Raw genomic sequence first — 19,662 nt, forward strand, 5'->3', positions numbered from 1 at the left:
GGAGCACCATGTCCGTACAGACGTTCCGCGTGGTGGACGCGGGGGCCATCACGCCCAACACCCGGCGCGGCGGCGAGCTGCGCACCCTGCTCGCCCCCTCCACGGTCGCGGCCACCTCGGGCTTCATGGGGACGGCCCTGATCCGGCCGGGAGACTGGATCGCCGAGCACTACCACCCGTACTCCGAGGAGTTCCTCTACGTCGTCTCCGGCGAGGCCGTCGCCGAACTGGACGGCGTGCCGCATCGGATCGGCCCGGACCAGGCCCTGATGATCCCGATCGACGTGCGCCACCGCGTCTGCAACACCGGCCGCGAGGACCTGCGCATCGTCTTCCACCTCTCCCCGCTGGCCCCGCGCCCGGACCTCGGGCACGTGGACACCGAGCAGCGGGAGCAGCGGTGATGCGCTCCGCGGCCCGGCCCGTCGCCGTCACCGGCACCGGGGTGGTCGCCCCCGGTGCCACGGGCCGGGCCGCCTTCCGCGAACTGCTGGCCGCCGGGCGCACGGCCACCCGGGCCATCACCCTCTTCGACGCCTCCGGCTTCCGCTCCCGCATCGCGGCCGAGTGCGACTTCGACCCGCAGGCCGCGGGCCTGTCGGCGCGCGAGGCCGGGCGCATGGACCGGTATGTGCAGTTCGCCGTGGCCGCCGTGCGCGAGGCGGTGGCGGACGCCGGGCTCGACACCGCCGCCGGGGACCCCTGGCGCACGGGGGTGTCGATGGGCAGCGCCGTCGGCGGCACCACCCGGCTGGAGGCCGACTACGTCGTCGCCTCCGACCGCGGCCGGGACTGGGTCGTCGACCACCGCTACGTCTCGCCGTTCCTCTACCGCGTCTTCTCCCCCGGCCCGCTCGCGGGCGAGGTCGCCGAACTCCTGGGCGCGCGGGGCGTGGTGCACACCGTCTCCACCGGCTGCACCTCCGGACTGGACGCGATCGGCTACGCCTTCCAGTGCATCCGGGAGGGCCGCGCCGACGTGATGGTGGCCGGCGCGGCGGACTCCCCCATCTCCCCGATCACCGTCTCCTGCTTCGACGCCATCCGGGCCACCTCCGCCCGCAACGACGCGCCGGAGAGCGCCTCGCGGCCCTTCGACCGCGAGCGCGACGGCTTCGTCCTCGGCGAGGGGGCCGCCGCGCTGGTCCTGGAGGACCTGGAGCACGCCCGCCGGCGCGGCGCCGAAGTGCACTGCCTGATCGGCGGGTTCGCCACCCGCAGCAACGCCTACCACATGACGGGGCTCACCCGGGAGGGCCTGGAGATGGCCGAGGCCGTCGAGCAGGCCCTGGCCCAGGCCCGCCGCCGCCCCGAGGAGGTCGACTACGTCAATGCCCACGGCTCGGGAACCCAGCAGAACGACCGGCACGAGACGGCCGCCTTCAAGCGCTCCCTGGGCGCGCACGCCCGGCGCGTGCCGGTCAGCTCCGTCAAGTCCATGGTCGGCCACTCCCTGGGCGCGATCGGCGCCATCGAACTGGCCGCCTGTGTGCTGGCGATGGACGAGGGAATGGTCCCGCCGACGGCCAACCTGGAGCACCCGGACCCCGAGTGCGACCTGGACTACGTCCCGATGACGGCCCGTTCGCAGCGGCTGGACACCGTGCTGTCCGTGGGCAGCGGCTTCGGCGGCTTCCAGTCGGCCGTGGTCCTCGACCGACCCGACCGGAAGGTGCTGCAGCCGTCATGACCGGCACGACACGACGACCGGTGATCACGGGGATGGGCGCGCTCGCGTCCACGGGCATCGGGGCCGACGTGGTCGGCAGGGCCGCCCGCGAGGGCCTGTCCGGCATCGGGCCGATCACCCGCTACCCGGCCGCGGGCACCCCGCTGTCGCTCGCCGGCGAGATCCCGGACTTCGATCCGCTGGAGCACCTGGAGGGCCCGGTGGTCGCCCAGACCGACCGGTTCACCCAACTCGCGCTCACTGCCTCGGACATGGCCCTCAAGGATGCCGGGCTGACCCCGGCGGAGCTCGCGCCCTACTCCTTCGGCGTGGTGACCGCGAGCTGCGCCGGTGGCGTGGAGTTCGGGCAGAAGGAGATCGAGCGGCTGTGGAGCCGGGGTCCCTCGCACGTCGGCCCGTACCAGTCGATCGCCTGGTTCTACGCGGCCAGCACCGGCCAGATATCCATCCGGCACGGCCTCAAGGGCCCGAGCGGGGTGCTGGTCACGGACGAGGCGGGCGGGCTCGACGCGCTCGGCTGCGCCGGGCGGGAGATCGCCCGGGGTACGGCCGCCATGCTGGCGGGCGGTGCCGAGGCGCCGCTGTCCCCTTTCTCGATGGCCTGCCAGTTCGGCCACGGCCTGCTCAGCACCGCCCGGGATCCCGAACGGGCGTATCTGCCGTTCACCCGCGCGGCGTCCGGCTTCGTGCCCGCCGAGGGCGGCGCCATGGCCGTCGTCGAGGAGGAACGGGCCGCCCGGGCGCGGGGGGCCGTGCCGCGCGCGGTGATACTGGGCCACGGCACGGCGTTCGCCGGCATGCTGCGCTTCGACCGCTCGGCCGAGGCGCTCGCGGCCGCCGCCCGCATGGCGCTGGCGGAGGCCGGGCTGTCGCCCGCCGCCGTCGACGTGGTCTTCGCCGACGCGCTCGGCGTGCCGGAGGCCGATGCGGCCGAAGTCCGGGCTCTACGGCTGCTGTTCGGGGCGCGCCGCGCGGAGGAGGTGCCGGTCACCGCGCCCAAGGCCGGTACCGGGCGCGCCTATTCGGGGGCCGGGGCCCTGGACGTGACGCTGGCCGTGCTGAGCCTGGAGCAGGGCCTCGTACCGCCCGCACCGCATCTGGACGGCGCGGAGCCCGCGCTGCCGCTGAACCTCGTCACCGGGCGGGCCCGGCCGCTGCGGCCGCGCACCGCACTGCTGCTGGCCCGCGGACTCTCGGGCAGCTGCTCGGCCCTGGTGCTGCAGCGCGCCGGGGACGGGCCCTGACACCCGCCGCCCGCCCTGCATCCGTAAGACCTGCACCTGCACGAAATGCGCCACCAACAGGAGGACATCATGGGGGAATGCACGGGGGCGGCGACGCCCTCGACATCGGACCGGCTCACCTACGAACAGCTCGTCGTGATCGTCCGTGCGTGCACGGGGGTGCAGCTCGACGCCGCGGGGCTGGACGATCCGGAACTGGAGCTCAAGGCGCTCGGCGTCGACTCGCTCGGGCTGCTCGGCGTCGTCGCCGAACTGGAGCGGCGCTACCCGGTGCTGCTCGGCCCGGAGGCCGAGCAGGCCGTCTCGCCGCGCGCCCTGTACGACCTGGTCAACGCACAGCTCGCGAGGGGGGACCGGCCATGACCGCCCACACCGAGAACGAGATCGTCATCCGTGCGCCTTTCGACCTCGTCTGGGAGCGCACCAACGACGTGGAGCACTGGCCCGAGCTGTTCAGCGAGTACAGCGCGGCGGAGATCCTCGAACGCGAGGGCGACCGGGTCCGCTTCCGGCTGACCATGCACCCGGACCGGGACGGCAACGTCTGGAGCTGGGTCTCGGAGCGGCACGCGGACCGGGCGGCCAGGACCGTGACCGCCCGCCGCATAGAGACCGGGCCCTTCGCCCACATGGACATCCGCTGGACCTACGAGGAGGTGTCCGGCGGCACCCGGATGCGCTGGGTGCAGGACTTCGCCATGAAGCCGGAGGCCCCGGTGGACGACGCGTGGATGCGGGCCAACATCGAGCGCAACAGCAAGGTGCAGATGGCCCTCATCCGCGACCGGATCGAGGCACTGGGTCCCGCGGGTCGATGAGCGAGGCGGAGATCGCCTTGTTCACCGCGTCCAGCCGGGACGTCGCGCCGAGCTTGCCGAAGATGTTCCGCAGGTGGTGCTTCACGGTGCCCTCGGTGATGGACAGTCTGCTGGCCGCCTGACCGTTGGTCATGCCCTGGGCCACCAGGCCCATGACCTCCCGCTCCCGGGCCGACAGCAGCCCCGCCGGCGCGGAGACGGCGTGCACCTGCACCATGCTGGCCCGGGAGACGGACAGGACGATCCGCTCGTCGTCCGCGAGGACCGAGCGCACGGCGGCGAGCAGATCCTGCCGGCCCACCGACTTCAGCAGATAGCCGCGCACCCCGCAGGCCAGCAACTCCTGCACGGTGCGCGGCTCGTCGTACACGCTCACCATGATCACGCGGGTGTCGGGGGCCACGTCCAGGATGCGGCGGACGGTCTCCACCGCACCGCTGTCCGGCAGGCCGACGTCCAGCAGCGCCACATCCGGCTGTGTCTCCCCGGCGACCCGCACCGCGTCGGCGTGGGAGCCCGCCTCGCCGACGACGACGAACTCCTGCTCGGCCTCCAGTATTTCCCGCAGGCCCTCGCGGAAGAGCGTGTGGTCGTCCACGACGACGATCCGGGTGGGCGTGCCCGCGCGGTCCCCGGTCACGCGACAAGGCCCTTGCGGCGTGCGGGCAGCAGGAACTCCACCGAGGCCCCGCGCCCGGGGAAGCCCGTGACGCAGACCGCGCCGCCGAGCCGCTCGATCCGCTCCCGCATGCACACGAGCCCCACGCCCTCGGGTGCGGCCGCCGGATCGAAGCCGACCCCGTCGTCCTTGACCACGGCCCGCGTCTGGTGGGGTGCGATGTCCACGTGCACCGTGACCGTGCGCGCGCGGGAGTGCGCGAAGGCGTTGCGCAGTGCCTCGCGCAGCGCCAGGTACAACTCGTCCAGCGCGTCCGCGGGCATCCAGGACTCGTGCCCGGAGACCGAGATCTCGATCGCCGTGCCGGGCGTGCGGATGCCCTCGGTGCAGGCCTGCAGGGCGCGGGCGAGGCTGTCCGTGCCGCCGTAGGCGCGCAGTTCCGACGCGAGTTCGCGCACCTGGTCCAGCGCCTCGTGCAGGGCCTGGTGTGCGACGCGCATCTTGTGCCCGGCGGCGGCATTGCCCTGGTACTGGTAGAGCTCGCAGAGCTCCAGGTTCTGCTTGGCCACGCTGACCGAGTAGCCGACGCGGTCGTGCAGGTCGCGCGAGACGCTGCGCCGGTCGTCCATGCAGGCCTGGGCCGTCTCCTGCAGCAGGGCCCTGGCCTTGGCCTCCAGGGCCGCCTTGAAGCGGGCCATGATGCTGTGGTGCAGCGAGACGGCGCCCTCGGCGATCATCCGCGAACCGCCGGGACAACTGCCGTCCACGGCATGCGTCACGGCCTCGATGACGACGTCGAAGAGCGTGATGATCGCCCGGTGGGCGTCATCCGGATTCCATGCCGGCGGATAGTCCGGGACCGCACCGTGGGCCGGCCCCACGCTGCGCATCCCCAGAAAGCTGCCCTCGCTCAGGAGGGCCAGCAGGACGTCCTCCAGGACCGCGCGGGCCTGCCCGACGCAGAAGCGCCGGACGCCCGGATCGTCTGCGCCGACGCCGATGGCGCCGAGGCGCTGTTCGTAACCGGCCACGATGCTGTCGGACTGTACTGCGAGGAGGCGGGCGAGTGCCGGGCCCCCGGGCACTTCCTCGGCCACAACTCCGTCCAACTCAGGTCCCCCAACGTGAGTCGTGTTGTTCCCCGTTGCGGCCCGGCGGCGGAATCCCCCGGACCGCCCCTGCCGGGGGAGGCCGGACCTCCCGCCAGCCTAGCCGTGCCGGGACTGGGCCGGTAAGTCCTCAACGCGTCATTGGTGCCGACCGGTTCTCCGGCATGTGCCGGAAGTGCCATGTCCCCTCCCCCGTGGGACAGGTCCCGGGCCGCTCTTCCGGCCGGGGCGGGATCTGCCGTTGGGGACGATGGCGTTGAGCTGCGGCGGTGCGCCGGATAACGTCGTGCGCGGAGGTACGGAAGTGCGGGGGATGCGGAGGGACGGTCAGTTCGCGGAGGCCTTCTTGAGGAGTTCGCCGAGGAGCAGCTTCTCCTTCTCGGTGAGCAGCTCCAGGCCCGGCGCATCGTCCATGATGCGGATCACCTTGCCGCGCAGCCTGCGGCCGGCCGCGGTGAGGGTGAGCATCTTCACCCGCCGGTCCGCCGGATCGACTTGCCGCTTCATGAGCTTCTGCTCCTCGAGGCGGTCCACCAGGCCCGTCACATAGGAGGCGTCGCAACGAAGCTTGACCGCCAGCTTCCGCACGGTCGGTGCGGATTCGACGAAGTACAGCACCTTCGCCTGGGGAACCGTCAGCCCGAGATCGGCGGCCTGGTCCGCCAGCCGTTCGTGGTGCGACTGCGCGAAGTTGAGGAGGGTGCTGAGTAGGAGGTTGTCCTCGCGCGGGAGCGTGCCCGCCGGAGGCAGTTGCTGGGTGGTCATGGTCGGTCACCTCTGCCCTGGTCCGTCACTGACCCCTGTCCTGATACAGGATCGAGTCAATCATGGCAGAGGTCAGTGGTGGTCGGACAGAAGGGTGCGGTTCCGGGCCGTCTCCCCGCGGTCGAGCAGGTCCAGCAGCGGCGCGGTCATGGCCGTGGCCGTGAGCGCGACCAGGACGAGCACGGTGAACAACGAGGGCGTCAGCACGCCCAGTTCCAGCCCGATGCCGAGGATGACGAGCTCGGTCAGGCCACGGCAGTTCATCAGCACCCCGACGCGCAGGGCGTCGCGCCCGCCGACGCCGGTCAGCGCGGCCGCCAGACCGCTGCCGGCCAGCTTGCCGGCGACGGCGACGGCCAGGGCGGCGGCGAACCACAGCCACAGCGCCGAGTCGCCGCCCAGCAGACCCAGTTCGGTCTTCAGGCCCACCGAGGCGAAGAACGGCGGCAGCAGGACCGAGGTGGTGAACTCCTGCATCCGGCCCTGCACGGCGCGCAGTCCGGGGGCGTCCGCCGGGCACAGCGCGCCGAAGAGGAACGCCCCGAAGATCAGGTGCACACCGATCCGGTCCGTCGCCACCCCGGACAGCAGCACCCCCACCAGGACGAGCGCCAGCAACGCCCCGTCGGGCAGCCACCGCGCGGGCCGCAGCAGCATGGTGCGCAGCAGCGGCCGGACGAGCAGCACCATGGCGGCGCAGAAGGCCGTGGTCAGGGCGAGGGTGCGCGCGACGCCGGCCAGGGAGGCGTTGCGCAGCAGGGCGACCGCGACGGCCAGCAGCAGCCAGCACAGGAGGTCGGCACCGGCCGCCGCGAGCACGGCCAGCCGCCCCGCCCGCGTGTGCATCATGCCGCGTTCCATCAGGATGCTCGCCAGCACCGGGAACGCGGTGACGCTCATGGCGACGCCCAGGAAGAGGGCGAAGGGCAGGAACCCCACGCCGTCCGGCGCGCGGGTGCCGTACAGGGCGCAGGCCAGCGCGACGCCGAGGCTGTAGGGCAGGGCGGTGCCGCAGAGGACGATCATGGTGCCGGCCCGGCCGCCGGTGCCGCCGGAGCCGCCGCCGGAGCCGGGCACCCCGGATATCTCCCTCGGCCGGCGCGCCGCACGCGACTCGCCGGCGAACTCCAGCCCCACGAGGAACATGAACAGCGCGAGGCCGATCTGGGCGAACGCATCGATGCAGGGCAGCAGCCCGGCGGGGAACAGCGTGCGGTGGACGTGCGGCGCCACGGCCCCCAGGACCGAGGGGCCGAGCACGATGCCGGAGACCATCTCGCCGACCACGCGCGGCTGCCGCAGGAAGCGGGCGAACACCCCGCCCACGGCCCGGGCCGCGGCGACGACCACCGCGAGGGCGAGCAGCAGCCGCCACGGCTCGGGCGCCTTCGCGGCACCGCCGCCGCGGCCGCCGCCCCGCGCGGCACCGGGATGCGCGGGCCACTGGGCGCCGTGGCGCAGCAGCAGGCCCGCGAGGACGACCGGTCCCGCGCCCAGCAGCAGGACCAGACCCAGGCGCGGGACCCGGCCCGGCCGCTGCGCCCCGCCCGTGCGGACGGGCTCCGGTGCCGTCCGGGACGGCGGCAGGGCGTTCACCTGCCGGGGTCGGCCTGCGGGGCGAGCACGACGCCGCGGCCGCGCTCCCACTGGTAGAACTGCCGGGCCGAGGCGCGCTCCGCGGTGCCCCAACTCCCCTCGAAGGGCTGGATATAGGCGTCGAGGGCGGTGCTCAGACGCTGGAACTCCGGGTTCCCGTGCGCCTTGTCGATGGCGGCGCCGACCGGTGCGGGCGACTCCACCAGGTGGATGTAGACGTCGTGGAAGGTGAAGAGCTTGCGGGTGTGCACCCCGATCTCCGCAGGCAGCCCGGTGGCGTCCGATGCGGCGAACAGCCGGGCGATCTCGCCCTCACTGCCCGGGAGATGGCGGGCGACGATCAGTGTGGTGTGCATGACGGGAGTCCCCCTCGGCGTCCCTCAACAGGTCATTGACCTACTCCATACTTGAGCAAGTCTATTAATTCTCGGGGACGGCACAACCCCTCTTGTCGAACTGGCCTCCTTCCAGACCTCGTTCGCGTGATGCGACCGCCGCCCCGGCGTACGCCGCCGACCAGCTCCTCTGCTGCGCCCAGGCGGTGGACGCGAACGATCCCACGGCTCGGAAAGTCGCCGGGCCGGCGGGTGCCGACTTGTCCAAGGCGGTCGGCACGGTCGGCCTTCACTGCCACCCCGACGACCCGGTGGACCCCGCCCGGAACTGCAGCGGGAAACCCCTCGTCCGCGCGCACAACAACTTCAACGGCCTTCTGGCCACCGGCTGCACGCCGTTCAGGCCGTGACTCCCCTCACGCGCCGAGGAAACCGTCTCACCAGCCACATCGCCACCACCACACCCGCAGCCACCCCGTACGCCACCGTCCCCAGCAGGTTCGGATCCCCCACGGCCCGTCCGCCCACATACTTCGCCGCGCCCGCCACCGCGACCCCCAGCCACTCCCACCGCCCGTCCAGCGCCACCAGCACCACGAGCAGCAGCGCGTACCACGAGTACCCGGGGGTCAGCAGAAGGAACGCCGTCCCCGTCACCACCAGCGCGCCCCGCCATGGCCGTTCGGGATCCCCGCGCCACAGCACCCGGCCTGCCGCCACCGCCAGCACGACGAGCGCGGCCGGCAACGCCCACGTGTCCGGCAGGACGAGCCGCAGCAGCGCGTACCGGTTGCGCGCGGACGCGTCGTCGTAGCCCTCCTCCTCCGTGTAGCCGCCGAGGTAGCCGAAGACCGAGGAGTGCGAGACGAGCACGTACGGCAGGTAGCCCAGCCCCACGACTCCGGCAGCGGCCAGGAGCACCACGGCCCCGCGCCGCCGGTGTCCCTTGCGCAGGGTCCCGCTCAGCGCCCCCGGCAGCGTCACCGCGGGCAGCAGCTTCGTGGCGATCCCGGCACCGAGCAGCGCACCGCCGGAGGCCGGCCGCCGGGCGAGGACGGCGAAGGCAGCGGCCGTCAACAGCGCCCCCAGCGCGTCGACATGGGCGTTGTTGACGGCCTCGACGGGCACGGCGGGGCACCACGCCCAGTACGCGGCCCACCGCTCCCGCCCGCCGCCGCGGCGCCGCAGCGCGTACAGCAGCAGTCCCGATGTACCGACCGCCAGCAGCGCCCCGCCGGTCTGCAGCGGCTTGTGCCGGGCGCCGGGCGGCGAGAGCTGGTGCACGAGGAGGAAATAGCCCTCGGCGACGGGCGGATAAATGGTGTGCACGGAAGGGCGGTTGATGCGTGTGCAGGCGGAGGAACCCGGATCGCCCGCAGGAATGCGGGCGCGCCCGGGCCGCGCGCACTCCGCCGCCCCCTCGGGGAAGAGCCAGCGGTCGCGCAGCGGCCGGAGCGCGGGGTCGGCCGGGGCGTGGTCGTAGGGCGACATCCCGGCGGCCTGCACCCGGCCGTCCCAGGCGTAGCGGTACGAGTCCGTACTCGTCCGAGGCTCGGCCAACAGCCCGGTGACCGCCATCGCGACTGCTCCCGTCAGCACCAGCGGCACCACGCAACGCGCGGGCACCCGGCGCAACGTCCAGGCGGCCCCGGCGAACAGGGCCCAGGCCGCGGCGTACCAGCCGGCGAGCGCGGCGGGGTCGGTGTCGTACGCGTCGCTGCGGACCGCCGTCGCGAGGACGGCGGTGAGGGCGGCGAGGAGGGAGACGGTGACGAGGGAGGCGCGGTTGATCACGCCGTTCAGCCTGGCACCGGAGGGGTGCCCGGCGGGGCCGCGCGGCTCGGCCGTCCGCGTTTCGTAAGGTGCCGGACCGCCCGTGGAGGCCGCGGGCCGGGGTGTGATGGGGGACATGAAACGCCCCCGGCCCCCGCTCCGCGGCCTCCGCGGCCTCCCCTGCTTCCCCGTCCTCTCCGGGCGACTGCACGACGCGCGCACGGCAACCGCCATCGGCCGCTGGCTGGGAGCGGCGCTCGCGGTCTGTTTCGTCACGGGCCTCGTCAGCCACTACGAGCAGCACCCGCCCGCCTGGCTGCCGAACTCCCTTCCCAGCCGCCCCGCCTGGGGCTACCGCCTGCGCCAGGGCCTGCACGTGGCGAGCGGCACGGCGGCCGTACCGCTGCTGCTCGCGAAGCTCTGGGCGGTCTATCCCCGCCTTTTCGTGTGGCCCCCGCTGCGCTCGGTGCGGCATGCACTGGAGCGGCTGTCGGTGGCTGTGCTGGTCGCGACGGCGCTGCTGGAACTGTTCACGGGGCTGCTCAACGCGGCCCAGTGGTATCCGTGGCCGTTCTCGTTCGTGCCGGTGCACTTCGCGCTGGCCTGGGTGCTGACAGGGTCCCTGCTGCTGCACGTGGCGGTGAAGGCCCCCGAGATCCGCGCCCATTGGCGCCGCCGCTCCCCCGGCACGCTGTCGCTGCCCGCCGAGGACGCCGTCGACCGGCGCGCCTTGCTGGGGGCGCTCGGCGCGGCGGTGGGGGCGGTGACGGTGACGACGGCCGGCCAGTCCTTCCCGCCGCTGTCCCGGCTGGACCTGCTGGCGCCGCGGCACCCCGGCCACGGTCCGCAGGGCCTGCCGGTCAACCGGACGGCCGCGCTGGCGGGGGTGAACGCGCAGACCGTGCAGGGCTGGCGGCTACGGGTCGACGGCCCGCGCCCGTACGCACTGAGCCTGGACGAACTGCGTGAACTGCCGCAGGAAGACGTGGAGTTGCCGATTGCGTGCGTGGAAGGCTGGAGCAAGTCGGCGCGGTGGACGGGCGTGCGGATACGGGACCTGCTGGACCGCGCGGGCGCACCGCCGGGAGCGCTGATCCGTGTGACGTCGCTGGAGCGGCACGGGGCGTACCGCGTGATGGTGATGCCGCATACGTACGCCCGCGACCCGCTCACGCTTCTCGCACTGCGGCTCAACGGCGAGGAACTCTCCTTCGACCACGGCCACCCCGCCCGCATCATCGCGCCGAACCGGCCGGGGGTGCTGCAGACCAAGTGGGTTGCCCGGCTGGAGGTGTTGTGATGCGGGTGACGGCCGGCGTGGCGGGGGTGGTGCTGATGGGCGTGGGGGTGTGGTCCCTGCTGTACGGGGCTGCACCGCAGGATCCGTGGCCGGTGGTGCGGTGGCTGGCCGGGGCGGTGGTCGTGCACGACGGGATCGTGGCACCGCTGACGCTTGCGGTGGGGTGGGCGGTGACCCGGCTGCCCGCACGGCGGGTCGTGCGGGGCACGCTCCTGGTGATGGCCGGCCTGACGGCGGTGGCGTATCCGGTGCTCTTCCGGCCCGGTCCGCGGCAGAACGCGTCGGTTCTGCCGCTGGATTACGGGCGGAATTGGGCGGTGGTGATGGCGGTGACGGTGTTGGTGGGGGTGGGCGTGGGGTGGCTGCGGTGGTGGCGGCGTGGGCGTCCGCGGAGGTGATGCGGGGGGCGGGCGAGGGTGGCCCCCTCGTCAGCGGGGACCGGGCACCGGGTCCGTACCGAACACCCACGGCGCCAGCACGACGAGCCACCCGTCCGGGTCCTCGAACAACACCGCCCCGCGCTCGGGCCAGTACGGATTGGCCGCCGCCACGGGCCGGTGCCCGCGCTGCTCCATGCGCCGCACGACCGCGTCGCGGGCCTCGGCCCCCTTGAGGTACAGCACCAACTGGTTCTCGGGATGCGGCTCGGGAATCCGCGGCGGAGCTCCGTGCTGCGTGATCTCCATCTGCACGGGCGCGCCGGGGAGCCCGAACACGACCCCGTCGTACCCGGCGTGACCACGCCAGTCGGCGAGCACAGGGAGGCCGAGGTCGTCGCGGTAGAAGGAGAGGACGTCGTCGTACCGGGCGGTCGGCCGCGCGAACCGCACGGCGCCGACGGCGAGATGATCGGGCCAGGTGGTGGTCATGGGGGCAGCCTGGCACGGGTGGGGAGGGGGTGCTTCGGGCTGGCGCAGGGAAGGCGGTGGGCCGTTGGTCCTAGGCGACTACCGCTCTCCCCTGCCCCGGGGCTGCTGGTCTGCGAGTTCGGCCATCGGACGGGTGGCGAGGGGGCGTCCGGCTTCGGCGTCCCGCTGCATGGACGATGTGGCATCAGAAGCCGTGCCGGTGAACGGAGTCGAGGCGGGCAAGCTCGTCCTCGGTGAGCCGGAGGGCACCGGCGGCCACGTTGGACGCCAGGTGGTCCGGATTGCCGGTGCCGGGGATGGCCAGCACGTGCGGGCCGCGGTGCAGTGTCCAGGCGATCCGGACCTGGGCCGGCTGCACCCCGTGCGCCCGGGCGACGGCCAGGATCTCCGGGTGGTCGCTGCCGCTCGCCCCGGCCTGGCGCCCGGACCCGGCGACCGCGTAGAACGGCACGAAGGCGACACCGAGTTCGCCGCAGGTGCGGACGAACGCGTCCTGGTCGGGCCGCACTCCGATGCCGTACATGTTCTGCACGCACACCACCGGCGCAATGGCCCGGACCTCGGCCAGCTGGTGGGGGTGAACGTTGGAGAGGCCCAGGTGGCGGATGAGCCCGGCCTCGCGCAGTTCGGCCAGCACCCCGAAGCGCTCGGCGATGGAATCGGTTCCGACGATGCGCAGGTTCACCACGTCCAGGTGGTCACGGCCGAGCTGGCGCAGGTTCTCCTCGACGAGTCCGCGCAGCTGCTCCGGGCGGGCGTGGGGCAGCCACGCACCCGACGGGTCGCGCGGCTGCCCGACCTTGGTGGCGATGACGAGGTCGTCCGGGTAGGGGGACAGGGCCCGGTTGATCAGCTCGTTGGCCGAGCGCAGCGGCGAGAAGTAGAAGGCGGCGGTGTCGATATGGTTCACGCCGAGCTCGACGGCGCGGCGCAGCACGCCGATCGCCTCGGCACGGTCGCGCGGAACGGCGTCGGCCACAAGCGCCTTGCCGCCGGCCTGCGGCAGGCGCATCGCCCCGAAGCCGAGCCGATTGACCGTCAGGTCTCCCAGCTTCCAGGTACCGGATGCGGCGGCGCTGATCGTCTCTGAGGTCATGGAGGTCATGGAGGTCATGCCGGAATGATCAGCAGGCGGTAGGGTGGCCGCCATTGATTCAGGCACAGATGAATCCTGGGGGGATGACTGCCCTGGCAGAGCTGGCGCTTTCGGCGGGTGATCTGGCGCGGATGCGGTTCGCCGCCTCGCCGATGTGGGAGGTCGGGACCAGCTTCCGGCTGCTGGCCTCCGGCGCCGCGGATCCCGTGCACCGGCGCTGGCTGGAGCAGGTGCGGCCACGGGTCGCGGCTGCCGGGCTGGACCGGGGCTGGCTGGCCGAACTGATCCCGTCCGCGGGCTACTGCCCGGACTTCCTCAACCCGGCCCCCACGGGGCCGGCTCCCACGCTGCGGGAGGAGCTGGCCGCGATCAAGGCCGCTCCGGCCGGCCGCGTCCGCCAGGACCTCGATCACCTCGCGCACCATCGCGGCAGCCTCGGCCCCCGCCTGCGGTCCCTGTACGCCGACCCGCCGGCCCGCCTGGGACGGGTCGCCGAGGAGATCGAGGCCTACTGGGATCTGGCGCTCGCCCCCTACTGGGCCCGCATCCGCACCGTGCTCGACGCCGACATCTTCCACCGGGCCCGGCAGGTTGCCGAGCACGGGGCCGGGCGCCTCTTCAACGAGCTGCACCCGCTGGTCGGCTGGGACGACAACGTACTGCGGCTGGCCCGCCGGCAGCGGACCCTGCCCCGGGAGTCGTCGGGCGCAGGGCTGCTCCTGATCCCCTCGGCCTTCAAGGGGCCGGGCCTGTCCACGCGGGTCGCCCCGCCGGACCCTCCTCAACTCGCCTACCGCGCACGGGGCGTCGGCACGCTGTGGGAACGCCGGTCCGTCACCGGGGCGGCAGCTCTCGTCGCCGTGCTGGGCCGTTCGCGGACCCTGTTGCTCACGGAACTGGACACTCCGGCGACCACGACGGAACTGGCCCACCGCACGGGGATGTCCATGGCCGGGGTCTCCCAGAGCCTCACCGCACTGCGCAATGCCGGCTTCGTCACCGCCCACCGGGCCGGCCGCTCGGTGCTCTACGCACGCACGCCGGTGGCGGAATCCGTCCTCGCCACCAGCCGGTGACGTGGCCGACCGGACGGGTCAGTAGTGCTGTACCAGGCAGAATTCGTGCTCTTCGCAGTCGGCCATCACCACGACCACACCCTCGTCGTAGTCGTGCCGTTCACCGGTGAACCTGCCGCCGAGCGCGATGACTTGCGCAATCCCCTCGTCGATGTCGTCGACTCCGACGTCGAGATGCAGACGCACCTTGCCCCGCTTCGGCTCGGTCACGGGCTGGAAGATGAGCCGGGGCTGCGGGTCGCCGTGCTGACCCAGGTAGACCCAGCCGGGCTGGGACGGCCCCTGCGGGCGGTCCAGCAGCGTGCTCCAGAAGCCTGCCACGCGTTCCACGTCGACGCAGTCGACCGTCACTCCGACCCAGCGGTTCGCCATGTCGGCCGAGGCTACCCGGCACCCGCGGCGGCGCCGGAACCGCCCCCGACGCCGCCCGCGCACCGGGGAATTGATCACCGTCACAAGCGCCCCGTAACCTGGCCGGATGCAGCTCATCGGAGACATATCCGCCGACCGCCCCCTGCTCGTGCTCGCGGTGAAGGAAGAGGCCGCCCACCTCGACGGCACGCTTCCCGTGCTGCTGACGGGGATGGGCAAGGTCAACGCGGCCACCGCACTGGCGACCGTGCTCGCCCGCGGGCCCCGGCCCTCCTCGATCGTCAATCTGGGCACGGCCGGTGCCCTGACGGCGGGCTGGGCCGGCAGCACGCAGGAGGTGGCGATCGTCATCCAGCACGACCTGGACACCGATCTGCTGCACACGCTGACCGGCGACTCCTTCGGGGGGCCGCTCAAGCTCGCCGGTTCCGGTACCGGCCCCACGCTGGCCACGGGCGACACCTTCGTCTCCGAGTCGGCGGCCCGCGAGCGGCTCGCCGCGCGCGCCGACCTCGTCGACATGGAGGGCTACGCGCTGGCCTCGGTGGCCCAGCAGGCCGGGGTGCCCATCCGGCTGATCAAGCACGTCAGCGACGAGGCCGACGAGGGTGCCGCGCGCAGCTGGCGCGAGTCCGTCGACGACTGCGCGCGGATACTGGCCGGTTGGGTCCGGACTCACCTCGCCTGACCCGGCCCCTCACCCGGCGGTGATCGGCTCCTGCAGCTCGGTCACCCACCTGGCCCGGTCCTCCGGCACCTCCAGGTAGAGCTCCCTGGCGAAGCCGGCGGACCGGTGACCGTTGGCGTCGATCCAGCGGGCCAGGGCCTGGACGGTGGGCATGACGTCGTCCATCGCACCGCGGTGGACGATGGTCGCCGCACTGTCGATCGCGGGCAGGTCGACGAGGGCGAAGCTGTCGCCGGTCGCCGTCACAGCCGTGGCGACCGGCAGGGCGGCATGCACGAGGATCGCGTCGCCGCCGTCCGCATCCGGCGCGCTCTCGTAGTAGGCGATCCCCGGCCCCACAGGGTTCACCCCCGCCTCGGCCAGCCTCCGGCACAGCTCGGCGAAGAGCGGCCCGACGACCGGACCGATCTGCTCCGGCGCGTACCCGGCGGCCACGCCCGTCAACTCGGCCACACGGACGGCCGGGATCCGCTTGACGACGACATCGTCGGTGCTCATACGTCCCTCACTCTCGATCGTCCGGAGCCTCGCCTCGACCTGCGCCAGCCGCACCGCGGCAGCGGCCACGGCCGCTTCGAGCTCGGCCCGCCGCAGCCGCAGCATGCCGCGCAACTGCTCGGTGCTCACCTGCTCGTCCAGGATCACCTGCACCTGCTGGAGCGTGAACCCGAGCTCCTTGAGGGCGATGACCCGGTTGAGCCGGGCGAGCTGGCCGGCCTCGTAGAAGCGGTAGCCGCTGACGGGGTCGACCCGGGCCGGGCGCAGCAGCCCGATGGCGTCGTAGTGCCTGAGCATGCGGACGGATACGCGTCCGTGCCGGGCGAAGTCTCCGATGCCGAACATGATGTCTCCGAGTCGAGGGCCTCACACGGTGTCATGGTCAAGGGGGCGTGGAGGCCCGCCCACAAGCGGTGGGCCTTCGACGGCGCCGCACACGTGCAGACGAAAGCGGCCGGTCAGTGCACAAGCAGGTCGATCACGCCCGTCAGGTCCTCCTCGCCGCTGCCCTCGGCCAGGCGGCGGCGCATCAGCTCGAAGTAGGGGCGGAGCAGTTCCGTGCTGACGCCCTGCTGTTCGGCAGTGCTCAGAAAGGTCGGCGTGCCGGCCACCTGCATGGCGAGATTGGAGGTGACCCCCTGGGTGTAGTCGCCGCTCCGCAGTTGGTCGGCGGTCTGGTGCACTGCCGGTGCCATCGCGACGAGCCAGTCGGCGAGCCGCGGGGCGAGCGACGTGGGGTCGATGTCCTCCTTGCGGATCAGGGCGAAGGCGTGCGCGGCACCGGCGAACATCCCGTACATGGCGCTGAGCAGGGCCACGTCGTGCAGGGCCGCGAAGCCGGCGTCCTTGCCGACGTAGGTGGTGCCGGCCGGAACGCCCAGGGTCTCCTGGTGCTGTTCGAACAGCTCCGGCGAGCCGCTGTAGAAGGCATAACCGCCGGCTTCCGGGACGCCGATCATCTGGGGGACGGCCATGATCCCGCCGTCCAGGTAGCGGGCGCCGCGCTCGCGGGCCCACTCGGCGCGGGCGCGGGCCTGGGCAGGGGTGCTGGTGGTCAGGTTGACCAGGTCCTTGCCTGCCAGGTCGGTACCGGCCAGCGCCTCCTCGACCGAGGCGTCGTCCAGCAGGCAGGCAACGATCAGGGTGTTCGCCGCGACCGCCTCGACGGCGCTGTCCGCGACACCCGCGCCCTCTGCGGCGAGCACGGCGGCGCGGGCCGGGGTGCGGTTCCAGACGGTGAGCGGGTGGCCTGCGGCAAGCCAGGCGCGGGCCAGGGCGGTACCCATCGCGCCGAGGCCCAGCAGGGTGACCGAGGTCTTCTCAACAGTGTGCTGTGTCATGTCGAAGATGCTGGTCATCGGCTCGAAGATGATCAAGTACGCACTTCGAGGTGGGTGCTTACCCTAGGGTGAGCAAGCACGTCAGCAGGGTTCGAGGGGGGAACATGGCGACACTGAACCGGCCGGGCGCACCGGACGGACACGTCTGTGGGATCGACACGGCGATGGAGGTGATCGGAGGCAAGTGGAAGGTGCTGATTCTCTGGGAATTGCACGAGCACCCCTGCCGGCGCTTCGGCGAGCTGCGGCGGCTCATTCCGGGGATCACGGAGAAGGTGCTGGCCTCTCACCTGCGCGAGATGGAAGCGGACGGCGTCGTGCGCCGCGTGTCCTACGACGAGGTGCCACCCCGCGTCGAGTATTCGCTGACCGAGGACGGCACCCGCCTCAACAAGGCGCTCCAGCCACTGGCCGACTGGGGGCGTGAGCGGTCGATCACCTAGTCTTCTGCTCGACGGCGATGCCGCCGTCCACTACCCGCCGACTCCGACGCGTCCTGACCGGCGACGCAGCACAAGGTCAGCCCCGGCGCCGCAACGCCACGAACGCCCGCCCCTCCGCGCCCCATTGCTCCGCCACCACCCACCCCGTCTCCCCCGCGTACCGCCGCAGCGCCGGTACGCCGACCCGGGCCCACGGGAACGAGGTGCCCAGGCGTCCGCGGCCGTCGTCCACCCGGACCTCCACCCGTTCGTCCACGTCCTCCGGCGCCGCCTCCGCGAGCAACCGGCCCCACGGAGCAGTGACTTCGGCAATACGGGCCAGCAGCGCCGCCGGGTCGCCGCCGATGCCCACGTTGCCGTCGGCCAGCAGGGCCGTTCCCCAACGGCCCTCCCCGGGAAGGCGGTCGAAGACCGAGCGGCACAGGGCCACTCCTCCGGCGCGGCGGGTGCGGGTGACGGCCGCGGGGCTGAGGTCCACGCCCAGGGCCGGGTGGCCCAGGGCGGCCAGGGCCGTGACGAGGCGGCCCGGGCCGCAGCCGATGTCGATGACGGGGCCGTGGCAGCGGTGCAGGACGGTCATGTCGGCCGGGTCCGCCGCGGCGCACCAGCGCTCCACCTCCAGTGGGAGCAGCCAGCCGTCCGGGCGGCGCAGGAACAGCGGGCCGCTGCCGGCCCGTACCGCGTCCGCGTACGGGTCCGCGCACCACGCCGTCATCGGGCGAGCCGGGCGGCCAGGGCCGCGAAGCGGCTGTGCGGGGCGGCCGCGGCCACGCGGGGCACGTCCGGTGCGGTGTCGACGTCGCGGAGTTCGGGGAGTTCGCGGACGGTCAGTCCGGCGGCGGACAGGCGTGCGCGCTGGTGCGCACCCGTCCGCGGCGTCGACATCGGTACGCCGCGCAGGAGTTCCGGCCGGGGGTCCGCCAAACCGAGCGTCCAGAAGCCGCCGTCGGCCGCGGGGCCGAACCACGCGTCGCACGCGCGCCAGGCGTCGTCCGCCAGCACCGGGGCCAGCAGCCCCGCCGTCACCTGCGGGGTGTCCATGCCGAGGAGGACGGTCGGACCCGTACAGCGTGCGAAGGCGTTCGCGAGGCGTTCGTCCAAGTCGCCCGTGCCCTGCGGCAGTACGTCGAAGCCCGGCGGCAGCCAGGGGCCCGGGCGGCCGTCGAGGGCGAGAACGCGGCGGGCGGCGGGCATGGCGCGTACGGCGTGCAGGGTGTCGGCGAGGGCGGCTTCGGCCAGTGCCGCGGCCTCGTCGGGGGTGTACGGCGGAGTGAGGCGCGTCTTGACCCGGCCCGGCCGCGGCTCCTTGGCGATCACCAGAAGTGTCGTCACCGCAGCACCGCCCGCATGTCGCGCACCGCGCACCACGTGCCGCGCCAGGTGCCGGTCACCTTCGACCGGCCCGTGCGCGGCAGGTACGGCACGTCCGTCTCCGTCACCCGCCATCCCCCGGCGGCGGCGCGGACGACCATCTCCAGCGGGTAGCCGCTGCGCCGGTCGGTGAGGCCCAGGGCCAGCAGCGGCTCGCGCCGGGCGGCCCGCATGGGGCCGAGGTCGTGCAGGGACAGGCCCGTGCGGCGGCGGAGCATGCGGGCCAGGGCGACATTTCCCACGCGGGCGTGCAGGGGCCAGGCGCCACGGCCCTGCGGGCGGCGGCGGCCGAGGACGAGGTCGGCGGAGCCGTCGCGGACGGCCGCGACGAGCCCGGTGAGCAGGCCGGGGTCGAGCGAGCCGTCGCAGTCGCAGAAGCACACGAGGTCCGCGGTCGCGGCCTGCAGCCCGGCGTTGCACGCGGCGCCGAAGCCGCGGCGCGGTTCGTGGACGACGGTGGCGCCGAGCGAGCGGGCGACGTCCGCGGAGCCGTCGGACGAGCCGTTGTCGACGACGACGGCGCGCCAGCCGTCGGGGATGCGGGCCAGCACCCAGGGCAGGGCGGCGGCCTCGTCGAGGCAGGGGAGGACGACGTCCACGGGAGCCGGCACCGTGGGCGGCGTGGTCGAGGGTTGGGTCACCCCTCTCACCTTACGAAGA

General features: G+C 73.3%; 24 protein-coding genes. 10 read left to right on the forward strand and 14 right to left on the reverse strand.

All coding sequences use genetic code 11. The features are described 5' to 3' along the window. The first annotated feature begins 8 nt into the window (after positions 1–8). From HG542_RS04745 to HG542_RS04765, 5 genes are all read left to right on the forward strand, one after another. The gene (locus HG542_RS04745; RefSeq protein ID WP_171078757.1) at positions 9–404 is read left to right on the forward strand and encodes a cupin domain-containing protein; all 396 of its coding nucleotides are present in this window, start codon (positions 9–11) and stop codon (positions 402–404) included. Then, on the forward strand, positions 404–1,690 hold the full coding sequence (locus HG542_RS04750; protein WP_171078909.1) for a beta-ketoacyl-[acyl-carrier-protein] synthase family protein: 1,287 nt from the start codon (positions 404–406) through the stop codon (positions 1,688–1,690). The genes HG542_RS04745 and HG542_RS04750 overlap by 1 nt, the downstream gene beginning before the upstream one ends. Continuing rightward, complete coding sequence (locus tag HG542_RS04755) at positions 1,687–2,934, forward strand: beta-ketoacyl synthase N-terminal-like domain-containing protein (RefSeq protein WP_171078758.1); 1,248 nt, start codon at positions 1,687–1,689, stop codon at positions 2,932–2,934. Before HG542_RS04750 ends, HG542_RS04755 begins: the two co-directional genes overlap by 4 nt. Before the next feature lie 69 nt (positions 2,935–3,003). After that, positions 3,004–3,297: an acyl carrier protein gene (locus HG542_RS04760; RefSeq protein WP_171078759.1), complete on the forward strand. Its 294-nt coding sequence runs from the start codon at positions 3,004–3,006 to the stop codon at positions 3,295–3,297. Further along, a complete protein-coding gene (locus tag HG542_RS04765; protein WP_171078760.1) occupies positions 3,294–3,752 on the forward strand; it encodes an SRPBCC family protein in 459 nt (152 codons plus the stop codon). The genes HG542_RS04760 and HG542_RS04765 overlap by 4 nt, the downstream gene beginning before the upstream one ends. Here HG542_RS04765 and HG542_RS04770 read toward each other — a convergent pair. The 6 genes from HG542_RS04770 to HG542_RS04800 all read right to left on the reverse strand — a co-directional run bounded on the left by HG542_RS04770 (position 3,709) and on the right by HG542_RS04800 (position 9,970). After that, a complete protein-coding gene (locus HG542_RS04770; protein WP_171078761.1) occupies positions 3,709–4,392 on the reverse strand; it encodes a response regulator in 684 nt (227 codons plus the stop codon). The genes HG542_RS04765 and HG542_RS04770 overlap by 44 nt on opposite strands. Continuing rightward, on the reverse strand, positions 4,389–5,468 hold the full coding sequence (locus HG542_RS34710; RefSeq protein ID WP_171078762.1) for a sensor histidine kinase: 1,080 nt from the start codon (positions 5,466–5,468) through the stop codon (positions 4,389–4,391). Before HG542_RS34710 ends, HG542_RS04770 begins: the two co-directional genes overlap by 4 nt. A 339-nt stretch (positions 5,469–5,807) precedes the next feature. Next, positions 5,808–6,245: a MarR family winged helix-turn-helix transcriptional regulator gene (locus HG542_RS04780; RefSeq protein ID WP_171078763.1), complete on the reverse strand. Its 438-nt coding sequence runs from the start codon at positions 6,243–6,245 to the stop codon at positions 5,808–5,810. A 72-nt stretch (positions 6,246–6,317) separates the two neighbouring features. Continuing rightward, on the reverse strand, positions 6,318–7,841 hold the full coding sequence (locus tag HG542_RS04785) for a cation:proton antiporter domain-containing protein (RefSeq protein ID WP_229922611.1): 1,524 nt from the start codon (positions 7,839–7,841) through the stop codon (positions 6,318–6,320). Then, on the reverse strand, positions 7,838–8,197 hold the full coding sequence (locus HG542_RS04790) for a TcmI family type II polyketide cyclase (RefSeq protein ID WP_171078764.1): 360 nt from the start codon (positions 8,195–8,197) through the stop codon (positions 7,838–7,840). Before HG542_RS04790 ends, HG542_RS04785 begins: the two co-directional genes overlap by 4 nt. A gap of 378 nt (positions 8,198–8,575) precedes the next feature. Next, positions 8,576–9,970, reverse strand: a complete 1,395-nt coding sequence (locus HG542_RS04800; RefSeq protein WP_229922612.1) for a glycosyltransferase 87 family protein — start codon at positions 9,968–9,970, stop codon at positions 8,576–8,578. A gap of 115 nt (positions 9,971–10,085) precedes the next feature. Here HG542_RS04800 and HG542_RS04805 point away from each other — a divergent pair, with 115 nt between their 5' ends. Together HG542_RS04805 and HG542_RS04810 are read left to right on the forward strand one after the other, a co-directional pair. Further along, on the forward strand, positions 10,086–11,249 hold the full coding sequence (locus HG542_RS04805) for a molybdopterin-dependent oxidoreductase (protein ID WP_229922613.1): 1,164 nt from the start codon (positions 10,086–10,088) through the stop codon (positions 11,247–11,249). Continuing rightward, a complete protein-coding gene (locus HG542_RS04810; RefSeq protein ID WP_171078768.1) occupies positions 11,249–11,647 on the forward strand; it encodes a hypothetical protein in 399 nt (132 codons plus the stop codon). Before HG542_RS04805 ends, HG542_RS04810 begins: the two co-directional genes overlap by 1 nt. A gap of 30 nt (positions 11,648–11,677) precedes the next feature. On the opposite strand, the gene HG542_RS04815 is transcribed toward HG542_RS04810, so the two are convergent. Further along, complete coding sequence (locus HG542_RS04815; RefSeq protein WP_171078769.1) at positions 11,678–12,118, reverse strand: VOC family protein; 441 nt, start codon at positions 12,116–12,118, stop codon at positions 11,678–11,680. Positions 12,119–12,302: 184 nt separating this feature from the next. Continuing rightward, positions 12,303–13,214: an oxidoreductase gene (locus HG542_RS04820; protein ID WP_171078911.1), complete on the reverse strand. Its 912-nt coding sequence runs from the start codon at positions 13,212–13,214 to the stop codon at positions 12,303–12,305. A gap of 83 nt (positions 13,215–13,297) precedes the next feature. Between HG542_RS04820 and HG542_RS04825 the strand changes: the two genes are divergently transcribed. After that, positions 13,298–14,290, forward strand: a complete 993-nt coding sequence (locus HG542_RS04825; protein ID WP_227725529.1) for an ArsR/SmtB family transcription factor — start codon at positions 13,298–13,300, stop codon at positions 14,288–14,290. Between the two features lie 18 nt (positions 14,291–14,308). On the opposite strand, the gene HG542_RS04830 is transcribed toward HG542_RS04825, so the two are convergent. Next, complete coding sequence (locus HG542_RS04830; protein ID WP_171078770.1) at positions 14,309–14,662, reverse strand: VOC family protein; 354 nt, start codon at positions 14,660–14,662, stop codon at positions 14,309–14,311. A 106-nt stretch (positions 14,663–14,768) separates the two neighbouring features. On the opposite strand from HG542_RS04830, the gene HG542_RS04835 reads away from it, so the two are divergent. Continuing rightward, positions 14,769–15,350, forward strand: coding sequence for a nucleosidase (locus HG542_RS04835; RefSeq protein ID WP_171078771.1), 582 nt, complete (start codon positions 14,769–14,771; stop codon positions 15,348–15,350). 9 nt (positions 15,351–15,359) lie between these two features. On the opposite strand, the gene HG542_RS04840 is transcribed toward HG542_RS04835, so the two are convergent. Continuing rightward, entirely contained in the window at positions 15,360–16,193 is an 834-nt protein-coding gene (locus tag HG542_RS04840) for a MerR family transcriptional regulator (protein ID WP_171078772.1), read from the reverse strand. Positions 16,194–16,306: 113 nt separating this feature from the next. Then, positions 16,307–17,188, reverse strand: a complete 882-nt coding sequence (locus HG542_RS04845) for an NAD(P)-dependent oxidoreductase (protein ID WP_171078913.1) — start codon at positions 17,186–17,188, stop codon at positions 16,307–16,309. 104 nt (positions 17,189–17,292) lie between these two features. Between HG542_RS04845 and HG542_RS04850 the strand changes: the two genes are divergently transcribed. Further along, on the forward strand, positions 17,293–17,631 hold the full coding sequence (locus HG542_RS04850; RefSeq protein WP_171078773.1) for a winged helix-turn-helix transcriptional regulator: 339 nt from the start codon (positions 17,293–17,295) through the stop codon (positions 17,629–17,631). Positions 17,632–17,707: 76 nt separating this feature from the next. Here the strand turns inward: HG542_RS04850 and HG542_RS04855 are convergent, their stop codons facing one another. The 3 genes from HG542_RS04855 to HG542_RS04865 are packed head-to-tail and all read right to left on the reverse strand — an operon-like array spanning position 17,708 to position 19,643. Then, positions 17,708–18,346 (reverse strand): class I SAM-dependent methyltransferase, encoded by a 639-nt coding sequence (locus HG542_RS04855; RefSeq protein ID WP_171078774.1) that lies wholly within the window; start codon positions 18,344–18,346, stop codon positions 17,708–17,710. After that, positions 18,343–18,963 carry a TIGR04282 family arsenosugar biosynthesis glycosyltransferase gene (locus HG542_RS04860; protein ID WP_308111021.1) on the reverse strand — a complete coding sequence of 207 codons (621 nt, stop codon included), beginning with the start codon at positions 18,961–18,963 and terminating at the stop codon, positions 18,343–18,345. Before HG542_RS04860 ends, HG542_RS04855 begins: the two co-directional genes overlap by 4 nt. Then, on the reverse strand, positions 18,960–19,643 hold the full coding sequence (locus tag HG542_RS04865; protein ID WP_227725525.1) for a glycosyltransferase family 2 protein: 684 nt from the start codon (positions 19,641–19,643) through the stop codon (positions 18,960–18,962). The genes HG542_RS04860 and HG542_RS04865 overlap by 4 nt, the downstream gene beginning before the upstream one ends. Positions 19,644–19,662: the final 19 nt, after the last annotated feature.

Source organism: Streptomyces morookaense, from assembly GCF_013030945.1.
Classification (GTDB): Bacteria; Actinomycetota; Actinomycetes; order Streptomycetales; family Streptomycetaceae; genus Streptomyces; species Streptomyces morookaensis.